At 62.2% G+C, this 19,586-nt stretch carries 20 protein-coding genes; 14 read left to right on the top strand and 6 right to left on the bottom strand.

Annotated features, from left to right (window positions below; translation table 11 throughout):
- Positions 1-135: 135 nt before the first annotated feature.
- The gene (locus BS630_RS02120) at positions 136-405 is read right to left on the bottom strand and encodes an SEL1-like repeat protein (protein ID WP_077976098.1); all 270 of its coding nucleotides are present in this window, start codon (positions 403-405) and stop codon (positions 136-138) included.
- Positions 406-848: 443 nt separating this feature from the next.
- On the opposite strand from BS630_RS02120, the gene BS630_RS02115 reads away from it, so the two are divergent.
- The 3 genes from BS630_RS02115 (at position 849) to BS630_RS02105 (ending at position 3,230) form a co-directional block, all read left to right on the top strand.
- Positions 849-1,187 (top strand): DUF2147 domain-containing protein, encoded by a 339-nt coding sequence (locus tag BS630_RS02115; RefSeq protein ID WP_025393904.1) that lies wholly within the window; start codon positions 849-851, stop codon positions 1,185-1,187.
- A 273-nt stretch (positions 1,188-1,460) separates the two neighbouring features.
- Complete coding sequence (locus tag BS630_RS02110) at positions 1,461-1,640, top strand: hypothetical protein (RefSeq protein WP_020049280.1); 180 nt, start codon at positions 1,461-1,463, stop codon at positions 1,638-1,640.
- Between the two features lie 87 nt (positions 1,641-1,727).
- Positions 1,728-3,230: an AMP nucleosidase gene (locus tag BS630_RS02105; RefSeq protein ID WP_077976097.1), complete on the top strand. Its 1,503-nt coding sequence runs from the start codon at positions 1,728-1,730 to the stop codon at positions 3,228-3,230.
- A 9-nt stretch (positions 3,231-3,239) separates the two neighbouring features.
- On the opposite strand, the gene BS630_RS02100 is transcribed toward BS630_RS02105, so the two are convergent.
- Complete coding sequence (locus BS630_RS02100) at positions 3,240-3,458, bottom strand: hypothetical protein (RefSeq protein WP_025393901.1); 219 nt, start codon at positions 3,456-3,458, stop codon at positions 3,240-3,242.
- A 153-nt stretch (positions 3,459-3,611) separates the two neighbouring features.
- Between BS630_RS02100 and BS630_RS02095 the strand changes: the two genes are divergently transcribed.
- Genes BS630_RS02095 through BS630_RS02080 form a run of 4 tightly spaced genes read left to right on the top strand, consistent with a single transcriptional unit; the run spans position 3,612 to position 5,948 of the window.
- Entirely contained in the window at positions 3,612-3,968 is a 357-nt protein-coding gene (locus BS630_RS02095; RefSeq protein ID WP_077976095.1) for a YciI family protein, read from the top strand.
- Between the two features lie 10 nt (positions 3,969-3,978).
- Positions 3,979-4,338, top strand: coding sequence for a YciI family protein (locus tag BS630_RS02090; protein ID WP_025393899.1), 360 nt, complete (start codon positions 3,979-3,981; stop codon positions 4,336-4,338).
- A gap of 2 nt (positions 4,339-4,340) precedes the next feature.
- A complete protein-coding gene (locus BS630_RS02085; RefSeq protein WP_025393898.1) occupies positions 4,341-4,700 on the top strand; it encodes a YciI family protein in 360 nt (119 codons plus the stop codon).
- Between the two features lie 9 nt (positions 4,701-4,709).
- Positions 4,710-5,948 carry an RNA polymerase sigma factor gene (locus tag BS630_RS02080; protein ID WP_077976094.1) on the top strand — a complete coding sequence of 413 codons (1,239 nt, stop codon included), beginning with the start codon at positions 4,710-4,712 and terminating at the stop codon, positions 5,946-5,948.
- Here the strand turns inward: BS630_RS02080 and BS630_RS02075 are convergent.
- Positions 5,919-6,881: a lysylphosphatidylglycerol synthase domain-containing protein gene (locus BS630_RS02075; protein ID WP_077976093.1), complete on the bottom strand. Its 963-nt coding sequence runs from the start codon at positions 6,879-6,881 to the stop codon at positions 5,919-5,921. The genes BS630_RS02080 and BS630_RS02075 overlap by 30 nt on opposite strands.
- A 164-nt stretch (positions 6,882-7,045) precedes the next feature.
- Between BS630_RS02075 and BS630_RS02070 the strand changes: the two genes are divergently transcribed.
- The 4 genes from BS630_RS02070 to BS630_RS02055 all read left to right on the top strand — a co-directional run bounded on the left by BS630_RS02070 (position 7,046) and on the right by BS630_RS02055 (position 12,694).
- Positions 7,046-8,539: an ArnT family glycosyltransferase gene (locus BS630_RS02070; protein WP_077976092.1), complete on the top strand. Its 1,494-nt coding sequence runs from the start codon at positions 7,046-7,048 to the stop codon at positions 8,537-8,539.
- Between the two features lie 137 nt (positions 8,540-8,676).
- On the top strand, positions 8,677-9,693 hold the full coding sequence (locus BS630_RS02065) for a glycosyltransferase family 2 protein (protein ID WP_077976091.1): 1,017 nt from the start codon (positions 8,677-8,679) through the stop codon (positions 9,691-9,693).
- Between the two features lie 12 nt (positions 9,694-9,705).
- Positions 9,706-11,205: an ArnT family glycosyltransferase gene (locus BS630_RS02060; RefSeq protein ID WP_077976090.1), complete on the top strand. Its 1,500-nt coding sequence runs from the start codon at positions 9,706-9,708 to the stop codon at positions 11,203-11,205.
- A 1-nt stretch (position 11,206) separates the two neighbouring features.
- Positions 11,207-12,694 (top strand): ArnT family glycosyltransferase, encoded by a 1,488-nt coding sequence (locus BS630_RS02055; protein WP_077976089.1) that lies wholly within the window; start codon positions 11,207-11,209, stop codon positions 12,692-12,694.
- Positions 12,695-12,700: 6 nt separating this feature from the next.
- On the opposite strand, the gene BS630_RS02050 is transcribed toward BS630_RS02055, so the two are convergent.
- A complete protein-coding gene (locus BS630_RS02050) occupies positions 12,701-14,068 on the bottom strand; it encodes an aspartate aminotransferase family protein (RefSeq protein ID WP_077976088.1) in 1,368 nt (455 codons plus the stop codon).
- A gap of 82 nt (positions 14,069-14,150) precedes the next feature.
- Here BS630_RS02050 and BS630_RS02045 point away from each other — a divergent pair, with 82 nt between their 5' ends.
- Complete coding sequence (locus BS630_RS02045; protein ID WP_077976087.1) at positions 14,151-15,503, top strand: glutamine synthetase family protein; 1,353 nt, start codon at positions 14,151-14,153, stop codon at positions 15,501-15,503.
- A 34-nt stretch (positions 15,504-15,537) separates the two neighbouring features.
- Here the strand turns inward: BS630_RS02045 and BS630_RS02040 are convergent, their stop codons facing one another.
- Positions 15,538-16,482, bottom strand: a complete 945-nt coding sequence (locus BS630_RS02040; RefSeq protein ID WP_077976086.1) for a diacylglycerol/lipid kinase family protein — start codon at positions 16,480-16,482, stop codon at positions 15,538-15,540.
- Between the two features lie 301 nt (positions 16,483-16,783).
- On the opposite strand from BS630_RS02040, the gene BS630_RS02035 reads away from it, so the two are divergent.
- Positions 16,784-18,010 (top strand): MFS transporter, encoded by a 1,227-nt coding sequence (locus BS630_RS02035; RefSeq protein ID WP_077976085.1) that lies wholly within the window; start codon positions 16,784-16,786, stop codon positions 18,008-18,010.
- On the opposite strand, the gene BS630_RS02030 is transcribed toward BS630_RS02035, so the two are convergent.
- Positions 17,969-18,373 carry a winged helix-turn-helix transcriptional regulator gene (locus BS630_RS02030; RefSeq protein ID WP_072638956.1) on the bottom strand — a complete coding sequence of 135 codons (405 nt, stop codon included), beginning with the start codon at positions 18,371-18,373 and terminating at the stop codon, positions 17,969-17,971. The two genes, BS630_RS02035 and BS630_RS02030, sit on opposite strands and share 42 nt — an antisense overlap.
- 102 nt (positions 18,374-18,475) lie before the next feature.
- Between BS630_RS02030 and BS630_RS02025 the strand changes: the two genes are divergently transcribed.
- On the top strand, positions 18,476-19,489 hold the full coding sequence (locus tag BS630_RS02025) for a zinc-binding alcohol dehydrogenase family protein (protein ID WP_077976084.1): 1,014 nt from the start codon (positions 18,476-18,478) through the stop codon (positions 19,487-19,489).
- Positions 19,490-19,586: the final 97 nt, after the last annotated feature.

The following is a 19,586-nucleotide window of genomic DNA, read 5'->3' as shown; positions in this document are numbered from 1 at the left end:
GAACCGCGGCCGGTGGAGGATCCGGTCGCGGTTCCGTTCTCCCGGCGTCGGCCCCGTCCAAAGCGCCCCGCCAGCCCCTGTTTTTGAGGTTGTTATTGCTGCTCTTGTCAAATGCCTGATCGGAGACGGTGTTAGCTAGTGAACCGTCATCCACTCGCGGGCGGCGCGCAGCGCTGCTGCGAGCTGCATCTTGTCCATGGCGGCGGCCACGTCGGCGCGAAGCTCGGCGGCGCGGTCGTTGCCCTTGATTGCGGCGATGTTCAGCCATTTGTGGGCTGCGACGAGATCGACTTCGCAGCCGCGGCCGGTCGCATACATCAGACCCATCTCGCAGAAGACATCGGCGCTGTTGTTGTCGCCACCCATGGTGGCCGTTTCAGCATCGTGCATTTCAAAGCGTGCCATCGGTTTTATCCCTGTTAGCCTGTTTATGACTGACCCTGTTTTACCTCTAGGCCTTGCCGTCTATCGCGGCTTGCGGCCCTTTCGGTCCGGCGGGTTTGCCCCGCTCGTTTGATGGGTTCACTATGCCAAACGGCTTTCAAAAAACGCCTAAAATGCATGATTAATTTGAGACAAACAAAGTGCAAACACTTGGTAAAATTGGATTTTCGTTAAACATCGGACTCCCTGCGAATTAAGGATTTTCGAGCGAATTTTACGAAAGATTCAGATTTGAAAATAAACGGATCGTTCATCATGAAATCAGCAGGCGATCTCTTTCTAAGCTGGACGAATGGCTTTTTCTCGCATTTTTCAGCCGGTCAGCTTGATAGCGATTGACCCTGTTTACCTTTACGTTCGCGTCAGTTATTTTCGCGGAGATCAAGGACATCATGGAGGAAAAGATGATCCGCAGCTTCGTTCTCGCCGGCGTCATAACAGTCATCGCGGGTATCGCGCATGCCGAGGAGCCGATCGTCGGCAACTGGAAGACGGCCGCCGGTGATACGGCGGTGATCGCATCCTGCGGCGGCAGTTACTGCGTGACACTGAAGACCGGTAAATATGCCGGCCGGAAGATCGGCAGGCTGGCGGGAACCGGCGGCAGCTATGCCGGCGAGATCACCGACCCGGCCGCCGAGAAGACCTATAGCGGCTCGGGCAAGATTTCCGGCAATTCGCTGAGGATGCAGGGCTGCGTGATGAAGATCCTCTGCAAGTCTCAAACCTGGACGCGGCTCTGAGGCCATAGGGCACCTGCGCAACGATCCCAAATGCAGAAGCATGCCGACGAAGCGGCGGCATGCTTCGAAGCCCCTTGCGGCCTCCTCCGCTACGCCACCGGCGCAGTCGAATGGCGTCGAACTCCCCGGCGAATCCTTCCTGATCCTCTCTCCGCAACCTGGCCGAGCCTGTCCGGCAAGCTGAACGGCTGATGAACCGGCATCTCAGCACTCGTTCAGCCATCGCATGCCAAAACTCTTCTCACGATAGAGTTGCGTATCGGGGGCAAGGCAATGAACCACTATATTATGGCGAGACGCCTCAGCATCATCACGCTGTTTGCGGCGATCTTTGCGATCACGTTTTCGGCAGTCGTGGTGCATGAGGGCGGCGGCGGTGCGCAGTCGCATTTCGGGGCGAGCTATACCTGCCTGGAGAGAAACGGTACCTTCTGCGCGCCGACGGTGCGGTGACTGGCATCAGACACGGAAGGAGATAAAAAATCGAATTCCGCCGGCGCGCGTCGTTTGCTTGTCAAGAACAACTCTCTATAATGCGTCATGAACAAACGAATCTCTCTTTTGTCGCCCCTCGACACATCCTCTCCACCGCCTTTCCAGCCTCAGAGCTTCGATGATCCCGCCAAGGCGGTCGAGACGCTGACAGCGCTTTACGAGCGCAACACGGCGTTCCTGATCGAGAGTTTCAGCGAACTTGCGCAGGGCGCTCCGATCTCCTCGCGCTACCGCGCATTTTATCCACAGGTCAGCATCGAGACGACAAGCTACGGCCATGTCGATTCGCGGCTTTCCTACGGTCATGTCACGGCACCCGGCATCTACACGACGACCGTCACCCGGCCGAAGCTCTTCAAGCATTACCTCAAGGAGCAGCTGTCGCTGCTGATGAAGAGCCATAATGTTCCAATCGTCGTCTCAGAATCGTCGACGCCGATCCCGCTCCACTTCGCCTTCGGCGAAGGTGCACATGTGGAAGCATCGACCAACGCCTTCATCGACGTTCCGATGCGCGATATCTTCGACACGCCCGACCTCAACACCACTGACGACGAGATCGCCAACGGCGAATATATCCCGCCGCCGGGAGAGCCCTCGCCGCTGGCGCCGTTCACCGCGCAACGCATCGACTATTCGCTCGCCCGGCTGTCGCATTATACGGCGACGCATGCCGAGCATTTCCAGAATTTCGTGCTGTTCACTAACTACCAGTTCTATATCGACGAATTCTGCGGCTGGGCGCGCAAGCTGATGGCGGAGGGCGGCGACGGCTATACCGCCTTCGTCGAGCCCGGCAATGTCGTCACCCTTCCCGGCTCGAACGCGCCGGAAACGGATGCTACCCTCACCCGCCTGCCGCAAATGCCGGCCTACCATCTGAAGAAGAAGGGCCATGCCGGGATCACCATGATCAATATCGGCGTCGGCCCCTCCAACGCCAAGACGATCACCGACCATGTCGCCGTGCTGCGCCCGCATGCCTGGCTAATGCTCGGCCACTGCGCCGGTCTTCGCAACAGCCAGCGGCTCGGCGACTATGTTCTCGCCCATGCTTATATGCGTGAGGACCATGTCCTCGACGACGACCTGCCGGTCTGGGTACCGATCCCGGCGCTGGCCGAAGTGCAGGTGGCGCTCGAAGCAGCCGTGGCCGAAATCACCGGCTATGAAGGTTTCGAGCTGAAGCGCATCATGCGCACCGGTACCGTCGGCACGATCGACAACCGCAACTGGGAACTGCGCGACCAGCGCGGGCCGGTGAAGCGGCTCTCCCAGGCGCGAGCCATCGCGCTCGACATGGAATCGGCAACGATCGCCGCCAACGGCTTCCGGTTCCGCGTGCCCTATGGCACGCTGCTCTGCGTCTCCGACAAGCCGCTGCACGGCGAATTGAAGCTGCCGGGCATGGCAACGGCCTTCTACCGCACGCAGGTCAACCAGCACCTGCAGATCGGCATCCGCGCCGTCCAGAAGCTTGCCGCCATGCCGAAGGAAGCGCTGCATTCACGCAAGCTGCGCAGCTTCTTCGAAACGGCCTTCCAATAGGCCGTTTCCTCATCTGCCCGTCACGACAGGCGCCGAACCCTCGGCCAGCATCTGCGGCCTACCGGCGGCAAGATTCAGCCCTGATATCAGCAGGGTGAACGCCATCACGACGAAAGCGATGCGCAGGAGAACCTTCAGCACATCGGCATCGTCGAGTACTACCAGCTGACGCTTCTCGTTGCGACGTGCCCAGATCTGGCTTGCCAGAGCGATTTCAAGAATGCTCATTTCCATTCTCCTCGACGGGTTTCGATGAAGCCTTGTCGAGTGCTGCCTTGCGATTTCGACACCTCGTCCGCACATTTTTTTTTCGCGGCGCTGTCGAAATGCATGCAGTTCGTTCGTCCATGTTTATGGGAACAGAGCAAGGAGGCTGCCGCGATGAAATATCTCTGTCAGGTCTGGTTCGATGGCGGGGTACTCGACGCCATGACGCAAGAGGAAAAGACCGAACTCGATACCAATTCCTTGAATTATGACAAGGACCTCGTCGATAGCGGGCATATGATCGTCGCCCAGGCGCTGCAGCCGCCGAAATCGGCGGTGACCGTACGGGTGCGTCATGGCGAGATGTCGGTGACGGACGGTCCCTTCGCCGAGACGAAGGAGGCGCTCGGCGGCTTCATCCTGATCGAGGCAAAGGATCTCAACGAAGCGATCCGCATTGCCGCCGGTATCCCGCTCGCCAGGCTCGGCGCGATCGAGGTACGGCCAATCCACGAATTCGGAGCTAAATGAGGAGAGACCAATGAAATTTCTATGCCAGATCTGGTTCGACACGGAAAAAAGCAAGCTGGTCCCTCAGACCGAATGGGATGCGCTGACACAGGAGTGCATCATCAGCGACAATCGCTGGCGCGAGAGCGGCCATCTGCTGGTGGCGCTCGCCTTGCATGACCCGTCAACGGCGATCACGGTCCGCCTGCGCAATGGCGAAGCCTTTGCGACCGATGGCCCATTTGCCGAAATCAAAGAGCACCTCGGCGGTTTTTTGCTGATCGAAGCCGAGACTATCGAGGAGGCGAGGACGATCGTGTCGAGTTTTCCGATCCTCAAATATTGCTCGATCGAAGTGCGCCCGACTTACTCCATTGAGGATGGGAAATAGCGATGCGCTACATCTGCCTGATTTATAACAGCACCGACACGGACGGAACGCTGACGCCTGATGAAACCGCCCAACTTATCAAAGCGCATTTCGTTTTCGATGAGGAGCTGAGCCGCGAAGGCATCATGATCCACTCCGATGCCTTGGAGATGCCTGACACGGCGACCGTGCTGCGCGTTCGCAACAACACGCTCTCCGCCACGGACGGTCCCTATGTCGAAACGAAGGAGCATCTGGCCGGCTTCTACGTCATCGAGGCGCCCGACATGGTCAAGGCCAAAGAGATCGCCGGGCGAATCCCGTCGGCCCGTTACGGCGCGGTCGAACTGAGGCCCGTGCGGACGCTGACCCTGCCAGACTGAGGAGCCCGATTGGAAAGCATCATCGAAGAAATCTACCGAACTCAGTCGCGCCGGGTGCTGGCGACGCTGATCCGTCTGCTCGGCGATTTCGACCGGGCGGAGGAGGCGCTTCACGACGCCTTTGCCGCCGCCGCCCGGACATGGCCGACGGACGGCATTCCCGGCAATCCCTTCGCCTGGCTCGTTTCGACAGGGCGTTTCAAGGCGATCGACACGATCCGACGGCGGGCGCGTTTCGATGCTTCGCAGCATCATATCGAAGACAGCCTCTACACGCCCGATGCAACGGAGATCGGCGACATGGAACCGATCGAGGACGACATGCTGCGGCTGATCTTCACCTGCTGCCATCCGCTCATCCCGGCCGATGCGCAGATGGCGATGGCGCTGAGGGAAATCTGCGAGCTGACCACTGAAGAGATCGCCCGTGCCTTCCTCATTCCGGCGCCGACGGTGGCCCAGCGGATCGTGCGCGCCAAAGGCAGGATTCGGGCGGCGAAGATCCCCTACGAGGTGCCGGGCCGCGAGGCGCTGCCGCCGCGACTCGACCGGGTGCTGCACGTCATCTACCTCGTCTTCAACGAGGGCTATTCCGCCTCTTCGGGCGAGGAGGTGGTCCGCGCCGACCTGACCGCAGAAGCGATCCGTCTGGCGCGACTGCTTCTGGCGCTGCTGCCGCATCCCGACGTCTCCGGCCTGCTGGCCTTGATGCTGCTGCAGGATTCCCGTCGCACCGCCCGCCGCGTCGGAGACGGATCGCTGGTGCTGCTTGCCGATCAGGACCGCTCGCTCTGGGATCATGCGAAGATTATGGAAGGCCTGGCGCTGCTCGCCGCGGCGATGGAAGCGGGAGAGATCGGCACCTATACGCTGCAGGCGGCGATCGCCGCCGAGCATGCCAGGGCGCCGGCTGCCGAAGAGACCGACTGGCGGCGGATCGCCTTCTATTACGATCTGCTGCTGGCGGCGCAGCCCTCTCCGATCGTCGAGCTCAACCGCGCCGTGGCGATCTCGATGGCCGAAGGACCGGCAGAGGGGCTGGATCTGGTCGACGCCATTCTGGGGCGCCAGGAGCTTGAGGCCTATCACCTTGCCCATTCGGCGCGTGCCGATTTCCTGCGCAGGCTCGGCCGCACCGAAGAGGCGATTGCGGCCTATCAAACAGCGCTGTCTCTCTGCCGGCAGGAGCCGGAGCAGGCGTTTCTGAGAAAGCGGATTTCAGAGCTTGCCACGACGTCCGAGCGGTAGTGAGATCGCCGTTCCCGTCAGCGCCGAGACAATGATCAGCAGGTGGGCATTGACGCTCGCCTGCGCCAGCGCGGCCAGGGCCAGCCGTTCGCTCGATGCGCCCAAGGCGATGGCGCCGGCGGTGATGCCGGCCGGATAAGTGCCGACGCCGCCCGGCGCATGCATCGGCAGCACGGAGGAGAGCTCGCCGCCGAGCGCGCCGCCGAAACTTGCCGCCATCGGCAGAACGCCCATCAGGCCGAGGGCCCAGGCCAGCACCATCACCTTCACCAGCCAGTTGACGATGGTCATCGCCCAGGCACGCGCAAAGGCGACGGCATCGAGCGGCAAGCCGTTTTCGATCTCGGCGACGAATTTCTGCGCCTTGTTCGGCAGCAGTCTGGCGGCTAGGCGCAGCAGCGGCTTGCGGGCGGCGAAGGCCGCGACCGGCAGCAGCAGGAAGACAGTCCAGAGCGACCAGGCAACGGCGGCATCGGCTGAAGCGACGGCAAAGCCGATGCCAGCGGCGGCCAGAAGCGCGTGCAGGTCGAGCAGCCGCATGACGAACAGCGCCGAGGTCCCGCGCGTCAGCGGAATGCCGAATTCGGTCCGCATCAACAGCGGAAAGCTGGTTTCGCCAGTTCGGAAAGGCAGCATGATGTTCAGGAGATTATGGATCTGCGTGACGCGGAAGAGGGTCGCAAACCGGCCGGCTGTCTCGTTCGGGAAATAATCATAGATGCGCCAGGTGCGCAGGAAATAGGTGCTCGTCAGCAGCACCAGCGCAGCGATCACCGGACCTGCGCCGACATCTGCCCACTGCCTGATGATGACGGGCCAACCCCAGAACCATTGGATGAAGAGGCCATAGGCTGCGACGATGACAGCCGTCAGAACGGTCATGCGATTGCGCATAAACCAGGATTGCCGGCTTTCAACGATCGAACTCTTCATGTAGTAGGCATTCCTCGCTTGGCGTCGGCATAGGTCTCGGTTCCGTCGCCAGGCGTTTTAGGAGAAATGAAGGTTGCGCACAACGGCGGAGTTGATGGCGGCGGCGAACACGCTTCTACTCTGCGAGCGCCGTGACGGCGCCTTGCCGGCTTGACGTGGAGACGATGTTGGAGCGGATTACCAAAAGCATTACGAGCGCAAGCATTTTTCTGGCAGCCTATTTCCTGCTGAACATCGCGCTTCGCATCGCCTTGCCGCATACACTCGATCTCGACGAGGCGGAGCAATCCTTCTACTCGCAATATCTGCTTGCCGGCTACGGTCCGCAACCGCCCTTCTACAACTGGATCCAATATGCCATCGTTTCGGTGACCGGCATATCGATGTGGGTGCTCTCGGTGCCGAAGAACATCATTCTCTTCGGCTGCTATCTCTTCTACGGGCTTGCTGCCCGCGAGGTGCTGAAGAGCCGTTCGCTCGCAGCGCTCGCTATGCTGAGCCTGATTACCCTGCCGCAGGTCGGCCTGATGGCGCAACGCGAACTGACCCATACGGTTGCTCTGCTGTTTGCGACCTCGCTCTTCCTCTTCGGTTTTTTCCGCACGCTGCGCCAGCCGACGATCGGGACCTATCTCCTCATCGGCATCGCCACCGGCATCGGGCTCATCTCGAAGTATAATTTCGCCATCCTGCCATTTGCCGCCCTCATCGCCGTGCTGCCGGAACGGAAATGGCGCAGCCGTCTCATCGACTGGCGTTTGCTGCCGGCGGCCGTTCTCGCCATTCTGATCGTGCTGCCGCATGCGCTCTGGCTGCCTGACAACCTCGTCAGCGCCTCCGCGCCGACGCTCGAGCGGATGACTGCCGAAGACCTGGCACCGGCCGGCCTCCCCCGCATCGGCCAAGGACTGCTGTCTCTTGTGATCGCCGTCCTCGGCTTCGTCGCTTTGCCGATCGTTCTGATCGCTGCCGCCTTCCGGCGCGACTTCTTTCGCGCGCTCTCCGCTTCCAGCCCGATGATCCGGGTGATCGAGCGGATGATGGTCATCAGCCTGCTCGCCTTCGTCGGCGTGGTCCTCTTCGCCGGCGCGAGCGACATCCACGAGCGCTGGCTCGACCCATGCCTGCTCGTCCTGCTGATCTATCTGTTCCTGAAACTGGAAACCGCAGGCTTCGATCTCTCCGCCGGCCTTGCCCGCTTCCGACCCGTGGTGCCGGTCTTCATGGTCGTCATCCTGTCGATCCTTCTCTTCCGGATCGTCGGCATTCAATATATCGGCACTTACACGAGAACGAACGTACCCTTTTCCGGCTATGTGGCTGAATTGACCGCGACCCGCAAGCCGGTTCTCATCGTGGCGGGAACCAAGTTCGTGGCCGGCAACATGCGGCTGAGATTTCCCGATATTCCCGTCGTGATCCCGTTCTTTCCCGGTCCCGGAGTTCCCCAATATGCTGACGCGAAGGGGCCGGTGCTGGTTATCTGGCGCGGCGAGACCGCAGATGATCCAACAATTTCCCCCGGCTTCGCCAATGACCTGGTGAGATCGGGCATTCATCTGCAAGAGTTGAAGACGCTGACGCTGCCCTATCTCTTCGGTGACGGCAAACGCAGCTTCTCCATTGGTTACTCCTGGGTGGAAGGCGGCGCGAAATAGCGCCCCGGCAGATCAGCCGATTGCGGGAAACCAGCATTGCCCGCTGGCAACCGGCGGACACTTCATGTAGTAGCCTTCCGCAAGTGCGGCGGCAGCATTAAAGATTGCTCGGCTGTCCGGCCTTTTGGAGATGAAAGTTGCAGACAACCGTAGAGCCCATTCGCGGTACGAATGATCCGGTACAATCGCTCGAACTGTCGCTGGTCGTGCCTATTTTCAACGAAGAGCAAAGCGTCGGCCCGCTCGTCGAACGCGTCGCGGCTGCGATGGTCAGCTACCCCCATCGCTGGGAGCTGATCCTCGTCGACGACGGCAGCACGGATGCGACGCTCGTCAACGCCCGCAAGTATGTCGGACGCGAGGGGCTGGCGCTCAGGATCGTCGAGCTGCAGCGCAACTTCGGCCAGACAGCCGCCATGCAGGCCGGCATCGATACCGCCCGTGGCCGCCTGATCGCGACGATGGACGGCGACCTGCAGAACGACCCGAAGGACATTCCTTCGATGGTCTCCGAGCTGGAACGGCGTGAACTCGACCTCTTGGTCGGCTGGCGCAAGAACCGCAAGGACGGCCTGTTCCTGCGCAAGATCCCCTCCTGGTGCGCCAACTACCTGATCGGCCGCATCACCGGCGTCAAGCTGCATGATTACGGCTGCAGCCTGAAGATCTACCGTGCCTCGATCATCAAGCAGGTGAAGCTGATGGGCGAGATGCACCGCTTCATCCCCGCATGGGTCGCCGGGGTCGTGCCGAGCTCGCGCATCGGCGAGATGGCCGTTACCCACCATGCCCGCGAGCACGGCGTCTCGAAATACGGTATTTCGCGCACCTTTCGCGTCATCCTCGACCTGCTGTCAGTGATGTTCTTCATGCGCTACAAGGCGCGGCCGGGGCATTTCTTTGGTTCGCTGGGTCTGGGCCTCGGCGCGCTCGCCATGCTGATCCTGCTCTATCTCAGCTTCGACAAGTTCATCCTGGGCAACGACATCGGCACGCGACCGATGCTGATGGTAGGCGTCGTGCTGCTGCTGTCGTCGGTGCAGATGATCACCACCGGCATCCTGGCGGAAATGATCGCGCGCACCTATTACCGCGACGATGCCTCTCCGAATTACATCGTGCGGCAGATCTTCGACGATCAAAGCCAAGCCTAAGCCGGCAGCACGATGCTGGAGCGCGCGACGAGGACGATCAAAACCGCGGGCCTGCTGCTTGCAGCCTATTTCGTGCTCAACATCGTGCTGCGCATCGGGCTCCCGCATTCGCTGGAGCTCGACGAGGCCGAGCAATCCTTCTTCTCGCAATATCTGCTGGCGGGCTACGGCCCGCAGCCGCCCTTCTACAACTGGATGCAATATGCCGTCGTTTCGGTGACGGGCATGTCGATCGGCGCGCTGATCGTTCCGAAGAACATCCTGCTGTTCCTGTCCTATCTCTTCTATGGCCTGGCCGGGCGGCGCGCGCTGAAGGACGAGGCGCTTGCCGCCGTCGGCATGCTGGCGCTGATCACCCTCCCCCAGGTCTCCTATATGGCCCAACAGGATCTGACCCACACGACGGCGCTGCTCTTTGCCAGTTCGCTGTTTCTCTACGGGCTCTTCCGCACACTCGACCAGCCCGATATGGCGAGCTACCTGCTGCTCGGGCTGGCGACCGGCATCGGGCTGATCTCGAAATATAATTTCGCGCTGATGCCTGTCGTCGCCTTGATCGCCATCCTACCCGATGCCGAATGGCGGCGCAGGGCGCTCGACTGGCGCATGCTGGCGGCGATCACTGTTGCGCTCCTCATCGTCCTGCCGCACGCGATCTGGCTGCAAGGTAATCTCGCATTCGCCTCCTCCGACACTCTGGTCAAGATGGCCGCCGGCAGCGAACCCGCCGGCGCCGTGCGGATCGGCAAAGGCCTTCTCGCCTTTTTCGTCGCCATCATCGCCTTTGCGGCGCTGCCGGTGGTGATCTTCGCTGCCACCTTCCGCCGGAATTTCGTCCGGGCACTTTCGGCGGGCAACCGCTGGACTGGGATGATGGAGCGGATGATGCTCGCAAGCCTCGCCGGCATCGCTTTGATCGTGCTGTTGACCGGCTCCACCACGGTGCGCGAGCGCTGGCTCGACCCCTTCCTGCTGGTGCTGCCGATCTATTTCCTGGCGAAAATGCAGGCCGCCGGGCTCGACCTTTCCGCCGGGCTGCGCCGCTTCCGGCCGGTGCTGCCGGTGCTGATGGCCTGCGTGCTGATCGCCCTCGGCTTTCGTGTCGTCGGCGCCGGGCTGATCGGCACTTACAGCCGGCCGAATGTGCCGATGGCGGGTTTTTCGCGCGAGATGACGCGACAGGCGGAACCGGCGCTGGTGATCGCTTCCGACACCTATATCGGCGGAAACATGCGGCTGCAGTTTCCCGATGTGCCGGTGGTGATCCCGGATTTTCCGACACCGGGCATTCCGGCCTATGCCGAGGCCAAGGGGCCGGTGCTGATCGTCTGGCGCGGCAAGAAGACCGCGACGGCTGCCGATGCGGTCATGGCGGAGCGTTTTTCCTCGGCGCTGACGGCGGCGGGTATCGCGCTGCAAGAGATCGGCTCGCTGTCGCTTCCTTATTATTTCGGCCGCCAGGGCGACAATTTCGCGCTCGGCTACGCCTGGGTTCGGCCGGAGACCAGATAGAATGACCGAGAGCAGCCGTCGCGACATCAGTTGGATCTTCGTTCTGCTGGCAGCCTATTTCGTGCTCCAGGTCGGCGTGCGGCTCGCAACCTCGCATTCACTCGATCTCGACGAGGCCGAACAGGCTTTCCGCTCGCAATGGCTTGCCGCCGGCTACGGCCCGCAGCCGCCGTTCTACAACTGGCTGCAATACACCGTCTTCCAGTTTGCCGGCGTCTCGCTGACCGCCCTTTCGGTGGTGAAGAACCTACTGCTGTTCAGCTCCTATGTGCTCTACGGCCTGACGGCGCGACTCGTGCTGCGCGACAAGGCGCTGGTGGCGATCGCCACGCTCGGGCTGCTGACGATCCCGCAAATGGCTTTCGAAATGCAGCGCGACCTGACGCACACGGTCGCGGTGTTCTTCTCGGCCAGCATCTTCTTCTACGGCTTCATCCGCAGCCTGAAGCAGCCGAGCCTTGCCTCCTACCTGATATCAGGCATCGGCATCGGTTTCGGCCTGCTTGCCAAATATAATTTCGCGATCCTGCCGGCGGCAGCCCTGATTGCCGCGCTTTCGGATGCGCGCCTGCGGCCGCGGATCTTCGATTGGCGGCTGGTGCTGACGGCGGCGGTGGCGCTCGTCATCACCCTGCCGCATCTCTTCTGGCTGAAGGACAATCTCGATTTCGCCACCGCACGCACGCTGGAGAAGATGACCGCGAGCGGCGATGCGAGCTATCTCACCCAGGTCGCCATGGGCGTCAGCTCGCTCGCTGTCGCCACCATCAGCTTTGCCGCATTGACCGTTGCTGTGTTCGCGATCGTCTTCGGCAAGAGCCTTCGCCCGGCGCTCGGCTCCGGCTCGGAATGGACGCGGCTTCTCGAGCGGATGATGCTCGTCTTCTTGGCCGGTATTCTGCTTCTGATCGTCTTCGGCGGTGCTGCCGGCATCAAGGATCGCTGGCTCGTGCCGATGCTCTTCATCCTGCCGCTCTATTTCTGCCTGAAGATCGAGGCCGCAGGCGTCACGACAGACAGAGCGTTCCGGCGTTTTATACCCATCCTCACCGTCATCATGATCGGCGTGCCGGCGGTCCTCTACGGGAGCGTTGCGACGGCGCGCTTTACCGGTCATTACGAGCGGCTGAACAGGCCTTATGCCGGCATGCTGGAAACCTTGCGCAAACAGGCCGAACCGGCCGCGATACTTGCCGGCGACAGCCTGCTTGCCGGCAATCTCAGGCAGGATATTCCCGGTGTGCCGATCCTCTCCGTGGACTATCCCGGCTTCAACCCGGATCTTACGGGCCGCCGACCGCTTCTCCTGGTGTGGCTCCTCCCGCAAAAAGGGGGTAACGAAGGGCTTCCGCCGGCCATGGCTCAATGGCTGCAGACCAATCTCGGCGTGTCCGCACCCGAGACGTCGGTGATCAACGTGCCCTATTTCTATGCGCGCGGCGACGACACCTATCGTTTCGGCTATGCCTGGGTCAACCAGCCAGGCTGAGCACAATCAGGATTTCAGCTCCTTCCAGGCCAAGTCCAGCGCCAGCCTTGTAATCCTCGCCATCTCGTCCACCTCGGCGTGGCTGATTACGAGAGGCGGCGAGGCGAGCATGCGGTCGCCGGTGGCGCGCAGCACCAGACCGTTCGCCAGCGCGTGATTGCGCACCAGCGCACCGACTTGATCGGGCTTGGCATAACGGGTGCGCGTGCTCTTCTCGGCGGTAAGCTGCAGGCCGCCCATCAGGCCGATGCTGACGGCTTCGCCGGCGAGATCATGCTCTGCCAGCGCTGCCCAGGCCCTGCCGAAATAGGGGCCGATATCATCGCGCACGCGTTCGACCAGTCTTTCCTCTTCGATGATGCGCAGGTTTTCGAGGGCGGCGGCAGCGCAGACCGGGTGGCCGGAATAGGTGAAGCCGTGGTTGAAGTCGCCGACATCGTTGATCAGCACATCGGCGATGCGATCGCTGACGAGCACGCCGCCGATCGGCAGGTAGCCGGAGGAAAGTCCCTTGGCGATCGGCGCCAGATCGGGTTCGACGCCGAAATACTGGTGGCCGAACCAGGCGCCCAGCCGGCCGAAACCGCAGATTACCTCGTCGGTCACCAGCAGGATATTGCGCGCCTTGCAGATGCGGCCGATCTCCGGCCAGTAGGTCTCGGGCGGGATGATGACGCCGGCTGCGCCCTGCACCGGCTCGGCGACGAAGGCGGCGACATTCTCCTCGCCGAGTTCGTCGATCTTCGCTTCGAGTTCGCGGGCAACCTTGAGACCGAATTCATCAGGCGTGAGATCGCCGCCCTCGCAGTACCAATAGGGCTGGCCGATATGGACGATGCCCGGAATCGGCAGGTCGCCCTGCTCATGCATGTATTTCATGCCGCCGAGGCTGGCGCCGGCGACGGTCGAACCGTGATAGCCGTTCCTCCTCGATATGACGACCTTCTTGGACGGGTTGCCGACGGCGCTCCAGTAGACCCGGGCCATGCGGAACCAGGTGTCGTTCGCCTCCGAGCCGGAGCCGGTAAAGAAGATATGGTTGAAACGCTCGCCGGCATGGGATGTGACCTTCTGCGCCAACAGCGTCGCCGGCGTCGAGGTCGTGCCGAAGAAGGTGTTGTAATAGGGCAGTTCATTCATCTGCCTGGTAGCGGCATCGGCGATCTCCCGGCGGCCATAGCCAATATTGACGCACCAGAGGCCGGCGAAGCCATCGAGATATTTCCTGCCGTGATTGTCGAAGATGTAGACGCCCTCGCCGCGCTGGATGATGCGCGCGCCCTCGGCATTCAGCTTCTTCATGTCGGCGAAGGGGTGCAGGTGGTGCGCGGCGTCGATCGCGGCAAGATTCGAGGGCGGGTAAGTATCGGGCATGATTGGTAAAGACCCTCGCGGATTGAAAGGCTGATGTCGATGGGATAGGAGCTTGGCCTTGTCCCGGAGGATTTTCAAGGTCATGGCGAGCGACAGGGTGGACGGTAAGGCCGAGTGCGGCGACCCGCGTTTCGAAATCCTGATCGTCGGCATGAACGGCGACCTGCGTGGCAAGCAGCTTCCGCCCGGCGCCGAAGACAAGGTCTGGGCCGGTGACATCCGCCTTCCGACCTCGACGCAATCGCTCGACATCTGGGGCGACGACAATGACGATATCACCGGCCTGTCGCTAACGATCGGCGATCCCGACGGCAAGGTCATCCCCGACCGGCGCAGCCTGGCGCCGATGCCCTGGGCGCCCGAGGGCTCGATGCAGGTGCTCGCCACCATGCACGAATTCAACGGCAGCCCGAGCTTCATGGATCCGCGCGCCATCCTCGCTTCGGTGCTGGAGCGCTATGCGGCGCGCGGGCTGACGCCCGTCGTCGCCACCGAGCTGGAATTCTACGTGATGTCGGGAGACTGGCGCGAGACCGGGCGCCCTTCCCCGCCGGAAAGCCTCACCTATCGCGGCGAACCGAACGGTTTCCAGCTCTACGACATGAGCGCCGTCGACGCGCTCGATGGCTATTTGCAGACGCTGAGGGCCTATGCGAAGGCGCAGGACCTGCCGGCGGATGCGACGACGGCAGAATTCGGTCCGGGCCAGTTCGAGGTCAACCTGCTGCACCGCGCGGACGCGCTGGCTGCCGCCGACGATTGCCTCTATCTGAAGCGCATCGCCGAACAGGCGGCGCGCCGTCACGGGCTGAAATCGACCTGCATGGCCAAGCCCTATTCCGAACATGCCGGCTCCGGTCTGCATGTGCATGCGAGCATCATCGACGGGCAAGGCCGCAACATCCTCGATGCCAAGGGCGGCGAACCGAAGCTGCTCAAATCGGTGATATCAGGCCTGCTCGATACCATGCGCGCGGCGCAGCTGATCTTCGCTCCCTTCGCCAATTCCTACCGCCGCTTCCAGCCGGGCTCGTTTGCGCCTGTGGATCTGACCTGGGGCAGCGGCCATCGCGGCACGGCGATCCGCATCCCCGACAAGGATGGCCCGGCCGCACGCATCGAACACCGAGTCGCCGGCGCCGACGCCAATCCCTATCTGCTGCTGGCAGCGATCCTCGGCGGCATGCTCGCCGGTCTCGACGGCGAACTCGACCCCGGCGAAGAGACGACGCCCTCGTACATACCTGCGAATACGGCGCGACTGACGCATGATTTCCTCAGCGCCGTCGAGACCTTCCGCACCTCGCCCTTCATCACCGATATCTTCGGCGCGCGTTATCAGACGCTCTATGGCGACACCAAGCGCAAGGAAGCGCTTGCGCATCTGCGCACCGTCTCGGATTTCGACTACCGCACTTATCTGCCGCGGCTCTGAATTACGCGGCGGCCGACTTACGCAGCCGGCCGACTTACGCAGCGGGCTCGCGGCGTTCGTCCGCATTCACCTGAGCGGCGAGACCCTGCTTGACGAGAACCTTCAATTCGCCTGGATGCAGCCGGATCGAGACGTCGCGTTCGAGCGGCAGCAGCTCGCCGTCCATGACGCAATTGGCCTTGGAGCGCAGTTTCGGGAAATGCAGGTGCACTTCGGCCGGGTGCATCACCATGACATCGGCATTCTCGCGGACCTTGCCGCGCAGCATGTCGATGGCGAGACGGGCGACACCGAGGGGTTTCAGCGGATTTGCCGTGTAGAAGCCGAGTTCGCCGCTTCTCAAATTATCGGCGTAGAGCAGCGCGTTCTCACCGAAGGGATTGTTGGAGACTGAGATCGCCGACACCCTGCGGCGCTCGCGCATGCCGATCGCCTCGAACTCGACCTCGAATTCCGGCGGGTTGAAGATGACGCCCAAAGCCGCCTTCGTGCTCGCCCGTATCTTACCCAGCCGGGAACGATAGCTGTAGGCGTTGCGGTAGCGCACCATGCGGGCGTGCAGGCCGGCGGAAAACTGGTGGATGAAGGGCCGGCCGTTGGCGCTGGCGATATCGACATTGTCGACCTCGCCGGAGGCAAGCACATCGAGCGCCTGCCAGATATCGAGCGGCACACGTAGCGAGCGGGCAAAGAGGTTCATCGTGCCGGCGGGCACGACGCCGAGCGCAATTCCGTTCTTCCAGGCGATCGATGCCGCCGCCGAAATCGTGCCGTCGCCGCCGCCGGCGACGATGCCGTCGATATCGTCGCGCTTGGCGGCCCGCTCCATGGCAGGAACGATTTCCTTTCCTGAGAAGACGATGGCGTCGAAATCGTGCCCCGCTTCGCGGAAAGCCGCTTCCGCCCTTTTTTCATAGGCCGGCATGTCGGTGGTCTTGAAGGTCCCGCCGTCGCGATTGAAAAAGCCTACAAGCTTCATAAGAGCTCCCGTCCCTGGCGCGGAAATGCTCCTGCCTTGCCCCTGAGATGGTTGCGGTATCGCCGATTTCAAGCGCAACCTTCTTTCCTGACAAAGGGCAGAAATGCAAAAATTGCAATAGACGTATGCACATAGCAGGACGCTGCACTGCAAAAAATGCACTCGACGGCAGCCCGGACCTCACGGATAGATGCTCTATCGGAGACATCGTCTCCACCTCCCGCCATTTCCACCGATCGGCTTGCGGCCGCGCCTGCGCGCCAGGGCCATTGCCAAGCAGAAACCGCCTCGAGGAGCTCTCGTGAGTGAGATTGCCGCCAATATTTCAGTTGATAGCCAGGATGAAGAGCTGCCGTCGGCAATGACCGTGGCGCTGGTCCAGTTGGCGCTCGCCTGCGGCGGCTTCGGCATCGGCACCGGCGAATTCGCAATCATGGGATTGCTGCCCAATGTCGCCGAGACCTTCTCGGTCACGACGCCGCAGGCCGGTTACGTCATCAGCGCCTATGCGCTCGGCGTCGTCGTAGGCGCACCGGTCATTGCCGTGCTCGCCGCAAAGATGGCGCGCCGCACGCTGCTTTTGACCCTGATGCTGATCTTTGCCGCCGGCAATATATCGAGCGCCATGGCGCCGACCTTCGAAAGTTTCACGCTGCTGCGCTTCGTCAGCGGCCTGCCGCATGGCGCCTATTTCGGCGTCGCGGCCCTTGTCGCCGCCTCGATGGTGCCGGCGCATCGCCGCGCCCGCGCCGTTGGCCGCGTCATGCTCGGCCTGACCGTTGCGACACTTCTCGGCACGCCGTTGACGACCTTCTTCGGCCAGTCGCTCGACTGGCAGGTGGCGTTTTTCTCGGTCGGCGTGCTCGGCCTGCTGACCGTGGTGCTGATCTGGTTCTACGTTCCGAAGGACAGGGTTTCTGCGGAAGCGGGTTTCCTGCGCGAACTCGGCGCCTTCCGCCGGCCGCAGGTGTGGCTGACGCTCGGCATCGCCGCCGTCGGTTACGGCGGCATGTTCGCGATGTTCAGCTATATCGCCTCCACGACGACTGAGGTGGCGATGCTGCCGGAAACGGCCGTTCCGATCATGCTGGTCCTCTTCGGTGTCGGCATGAACGCGGGCAATTTCATCGGCTCGTGGCTCGCCGACAAATCGCTGCTCGGCACGATCGGCGGGTCGCTCGTCTATAATATCGTCGTGCTGACCACCTTCTCGCTGACCGCCGCCAATCCCTATTTGCTCGGGCTTTCCGTCTTCCTCGTGGGCTGCGGCTTTGCCGCCGGCCCGGCGCTGCAGACGCGGCTGATGGATGTCGCCGCCGACGCGCAGACGCTTGCGGCCGCGTCCAACCATTCCGCCTTCAACATCGCCAATGCGATCGGCGCCTGGCTCGGCGGCCTCGTCATCGCCGGGGGTTACGGTTTTGCAGCGACCGGTTATGTCGGCGCAGCACTATCCTTCCTCGGCCTGTTCGTCTTTGCAGCCTCGCTACGCCTCGAGCGCCGCGACCGGAGCGCGCAGGCCATCTGAGGCCAGGCGCAGTTCGCGGCCTTCCGGGCTGCAGAAGACATAATCGTCACCCCAGGCGGCCAACGCCTGGATGACAGGCTTCAGCGTCATGCCGAGGGGCGTCATCGCATATTCGACCCTCGGCGGCACGACCGGATAGACGGTGCGTGATACCAGGCCGGACTCTTCCAGTTCACGCAGCTGCTTGGTCAGCATGCGCTGGGTCACGGCCGGCAGCTTACGCCGCAATTCGTTGAAGCGCAGGGTTCCCTCCATCAGATGAAAGAGGATCACGCCCTTCCATTTCCCGTCAAGGTAAGTCAGCGTCGCTTCGACCGGGCAGCCGGGGAAATTCTGGACGAGCTTGGCGCGCGGCAATGACATTTACAGTATCCTTTTGGGTACTACGTACAGAATTTGTGCATTCTTGCGTTGTCAGACCATAGTGCGCATCTAGCTTCCGTGCAACGAACACAGGAGTTTCCCATGCGCGCCGTCGCCTATAAAACGCCCCAACCGATCTCCGCCGAAACCTCGCTGATCGATGTCGAACTGCCGATGCCGGAGGCTGGGGGCCACGATCTGCTCGTCGAAATCAAAGCCGTTTCGGTCAATCCCGTCGACGTGAAGGTGCGCGCCCATTCCGCACCGCCCGCAGACGAACTCAAGGTGCTCGGCTGGGATGCCGCCGGCATCGTCAAGGCCGTCGGCGCTGATGTCACCCTGTTCAGGCCCGGCGACGAGGTGTTTTACTCCGGAGTCATCAGCCGCCCGGGCAGCAATGCCGAATTCCACCTCGTCGACGAACGCATCGTCGGCACCAAACCGAGGAGCCTCGATTTCGCTGCCGCGGCGGCCCTGCCGCTGACCTCGATCACTGCCTACGAAGCGCTGTTCGACCGGCTGAAGGTGCAGGACGCGGTTTCGGGGGCGGGACGCTCCATCCTGGTCATCGGCGGCGCCGGCGGCGTCGGCTCGATCGCCATTCAGATCGCCCGGGTATTGACCGATCTGACGGTGATCGCCACGGCCTCGCGGCCGGAAACGCAGGACTGGGTGAAGGAACTCGGCGCGCATCATGTCGTCGACCATTCCAGGCCGATCGCGCCGCAGGTGGCAGCGCTCGGCATCGGCGCGCCGGGATTCATATTCTCGACCACCAATACCGACAGCCATATCGGCGACATCGTCGAAGCGATTGCGCCGCAGGGCCGCTTCGTTTTGATCGACGATCCGAAGACGCTCGACATCATGCCCTTCAAGCGCAAGGCCGTCTCTGTTCATTGGGAGCTGATGTTCACCCGCCCGCTCTACGGCACGCCTGACATGATCGAGCAGCACAAGCTGCTGAACAGGATTTCCGAGCTCGTCGACGCCGGAAAGATCCGCACCACGCTTTCGGAGATCGTCGGCCCGATCAATGCGGCAAACCTCAAGACGGTTCATGCCATGGTCGAAAGCGGCAGAATGAAGGGCAAGGCGGTGCTTGCAGGATTCTGAGATCGCGGCCGGCAGCGCCGGTGTTTTTGGAAGCCCCGAGGTCTACATGCCATACCGCCGGCCATACCTGCCTGGAATGCCGCATCGCGGGGGTGCG

The sequence above is a fragment of the Rhizobium laguerreae genome (genome assembly GCF_002008165.1).
GTDB lineage: Bacteria > Pseudomonadota > Alphaproteobacteria > Rhizobiales > Rhizobiaceae > Rhizobium > Rhizobium laguerreae.
Note: the sequence above shows the minus strand (reverse complement) of the source record. Positions and strands in the feature narration are given on the sequence as shown.

Coding starts and splice junctions, on each gene's coding strand:
- BS630_RS02070 (WP_077976092.1), top strand. CDS start 7,046: ATGTTGGAGCGGATTACCAAAAGCATTACGAGCGCAAGCATTTTTCTG.
- BS630_RS02075 (WP_077976093.1), bottom strand. CDS start 6,881: ATGAAGAGTTCGATCGTTGAAAGCCGGCAATCCTGGTTTATGCGCAAT.
- BS630_RS02105 (WP_077976097.1), top strand. CDS start 1,728: ATGAACAAACGAATCTCTCTTTTGTCGCCCCTCGACACATCCTCTCCA.
- BS630_RS02095 (WP_077976095.1), top strand. CDS start 3,612: ATGAAATATCTCTGTCAGGTCTGGTTCGATGGCGGGGTACTCGACGCC.
- BS630_RS02050 (WP_077976088.1), bottom strand. CDS start 14,068: ATGCCCGATACTTACCCGCCCTCGAATCTTGCCGCGATCGACGCCGCG.
- BS630_RS02045 (WP_077976087.1), top strand. CDS start 14,151: ATGGCGAGCGACAGGGTGGACGGTAAGGCCGAGTGCGGCGACCCGCGT.
- BS630_RS02090 (WP_025393899.1), top strand. CDS start 3,979: ATGAAATTTCTATGCCAGATCTGGTTCGACACGGAAAAAAGCAAGCTG.
- BS630_RS02100 (WP_025393901.1), bottom strand. CDS start 3,458: ATGAGCATTCTTGAAATCGCTCTGGCAAGCCAGATCTGGGCACGTCGC.
- BS630_RS02030 (WP_072638956.1), bottom strand. CDS start 18,373: ATGTCATTGCCGCGCGCCAAGCTCGTCCAGAATTTCCCCGGCTGCCCG.
- BS630_RS02115 (WP_025393904.1), top strand. CDS start 849: ATGATCCGCAGCTTCGTTCTCGCCGGCGTCATAACAGTCATCGCGGGT.
- BS630_RS02060 (WP_077976090.1), top strand. CDS start 9,706: ATGCTGGAGCGCGCGACGAGGACGATCAAAACCGCGGGCCTGCTGCTT.
- BS630_RS02085 (WP_025393898.1), top strand. CDS start 4,341: ATGCGCTACATCTGCCTGATTTATAACAGCACCGACACGGACGGAACG.
- BS630_RS02040 (WP_077976086.1), bottom strand. CDS start 16,482: ATGAAGCTTGTAGGCTTTTTCAATCGCGACGGCGGGACCTTCAAGACC.
- BS630_RS02110 (WP_020049280.1), top strand. CDS start 1,461: ATGAACCACTATATTATGGCGAGACGCCTCAGCATCATCACGCTGTTT.
- BS630_RS02055 (WP_077976089.1), top strand. CDS start 11,207: ATGACCGAGAGCAGCCGTCGCGACATCAGTTGGATCTTCGTTCTGCTG.
- BS630_RS02120 (WP_077976098.1), bottom strand. CDS start 405: ATGGCACGCTTTGAAATGCACGATGCTGAAACGGCCACCATGGGTGGC.
- BS630_RS02025 (WP_077976084.1), top strand. CDS start 18,476: ATGCGCGCCGTCGCCTATAAAACGCCCCAACCGATCTCCGCCGAAACC.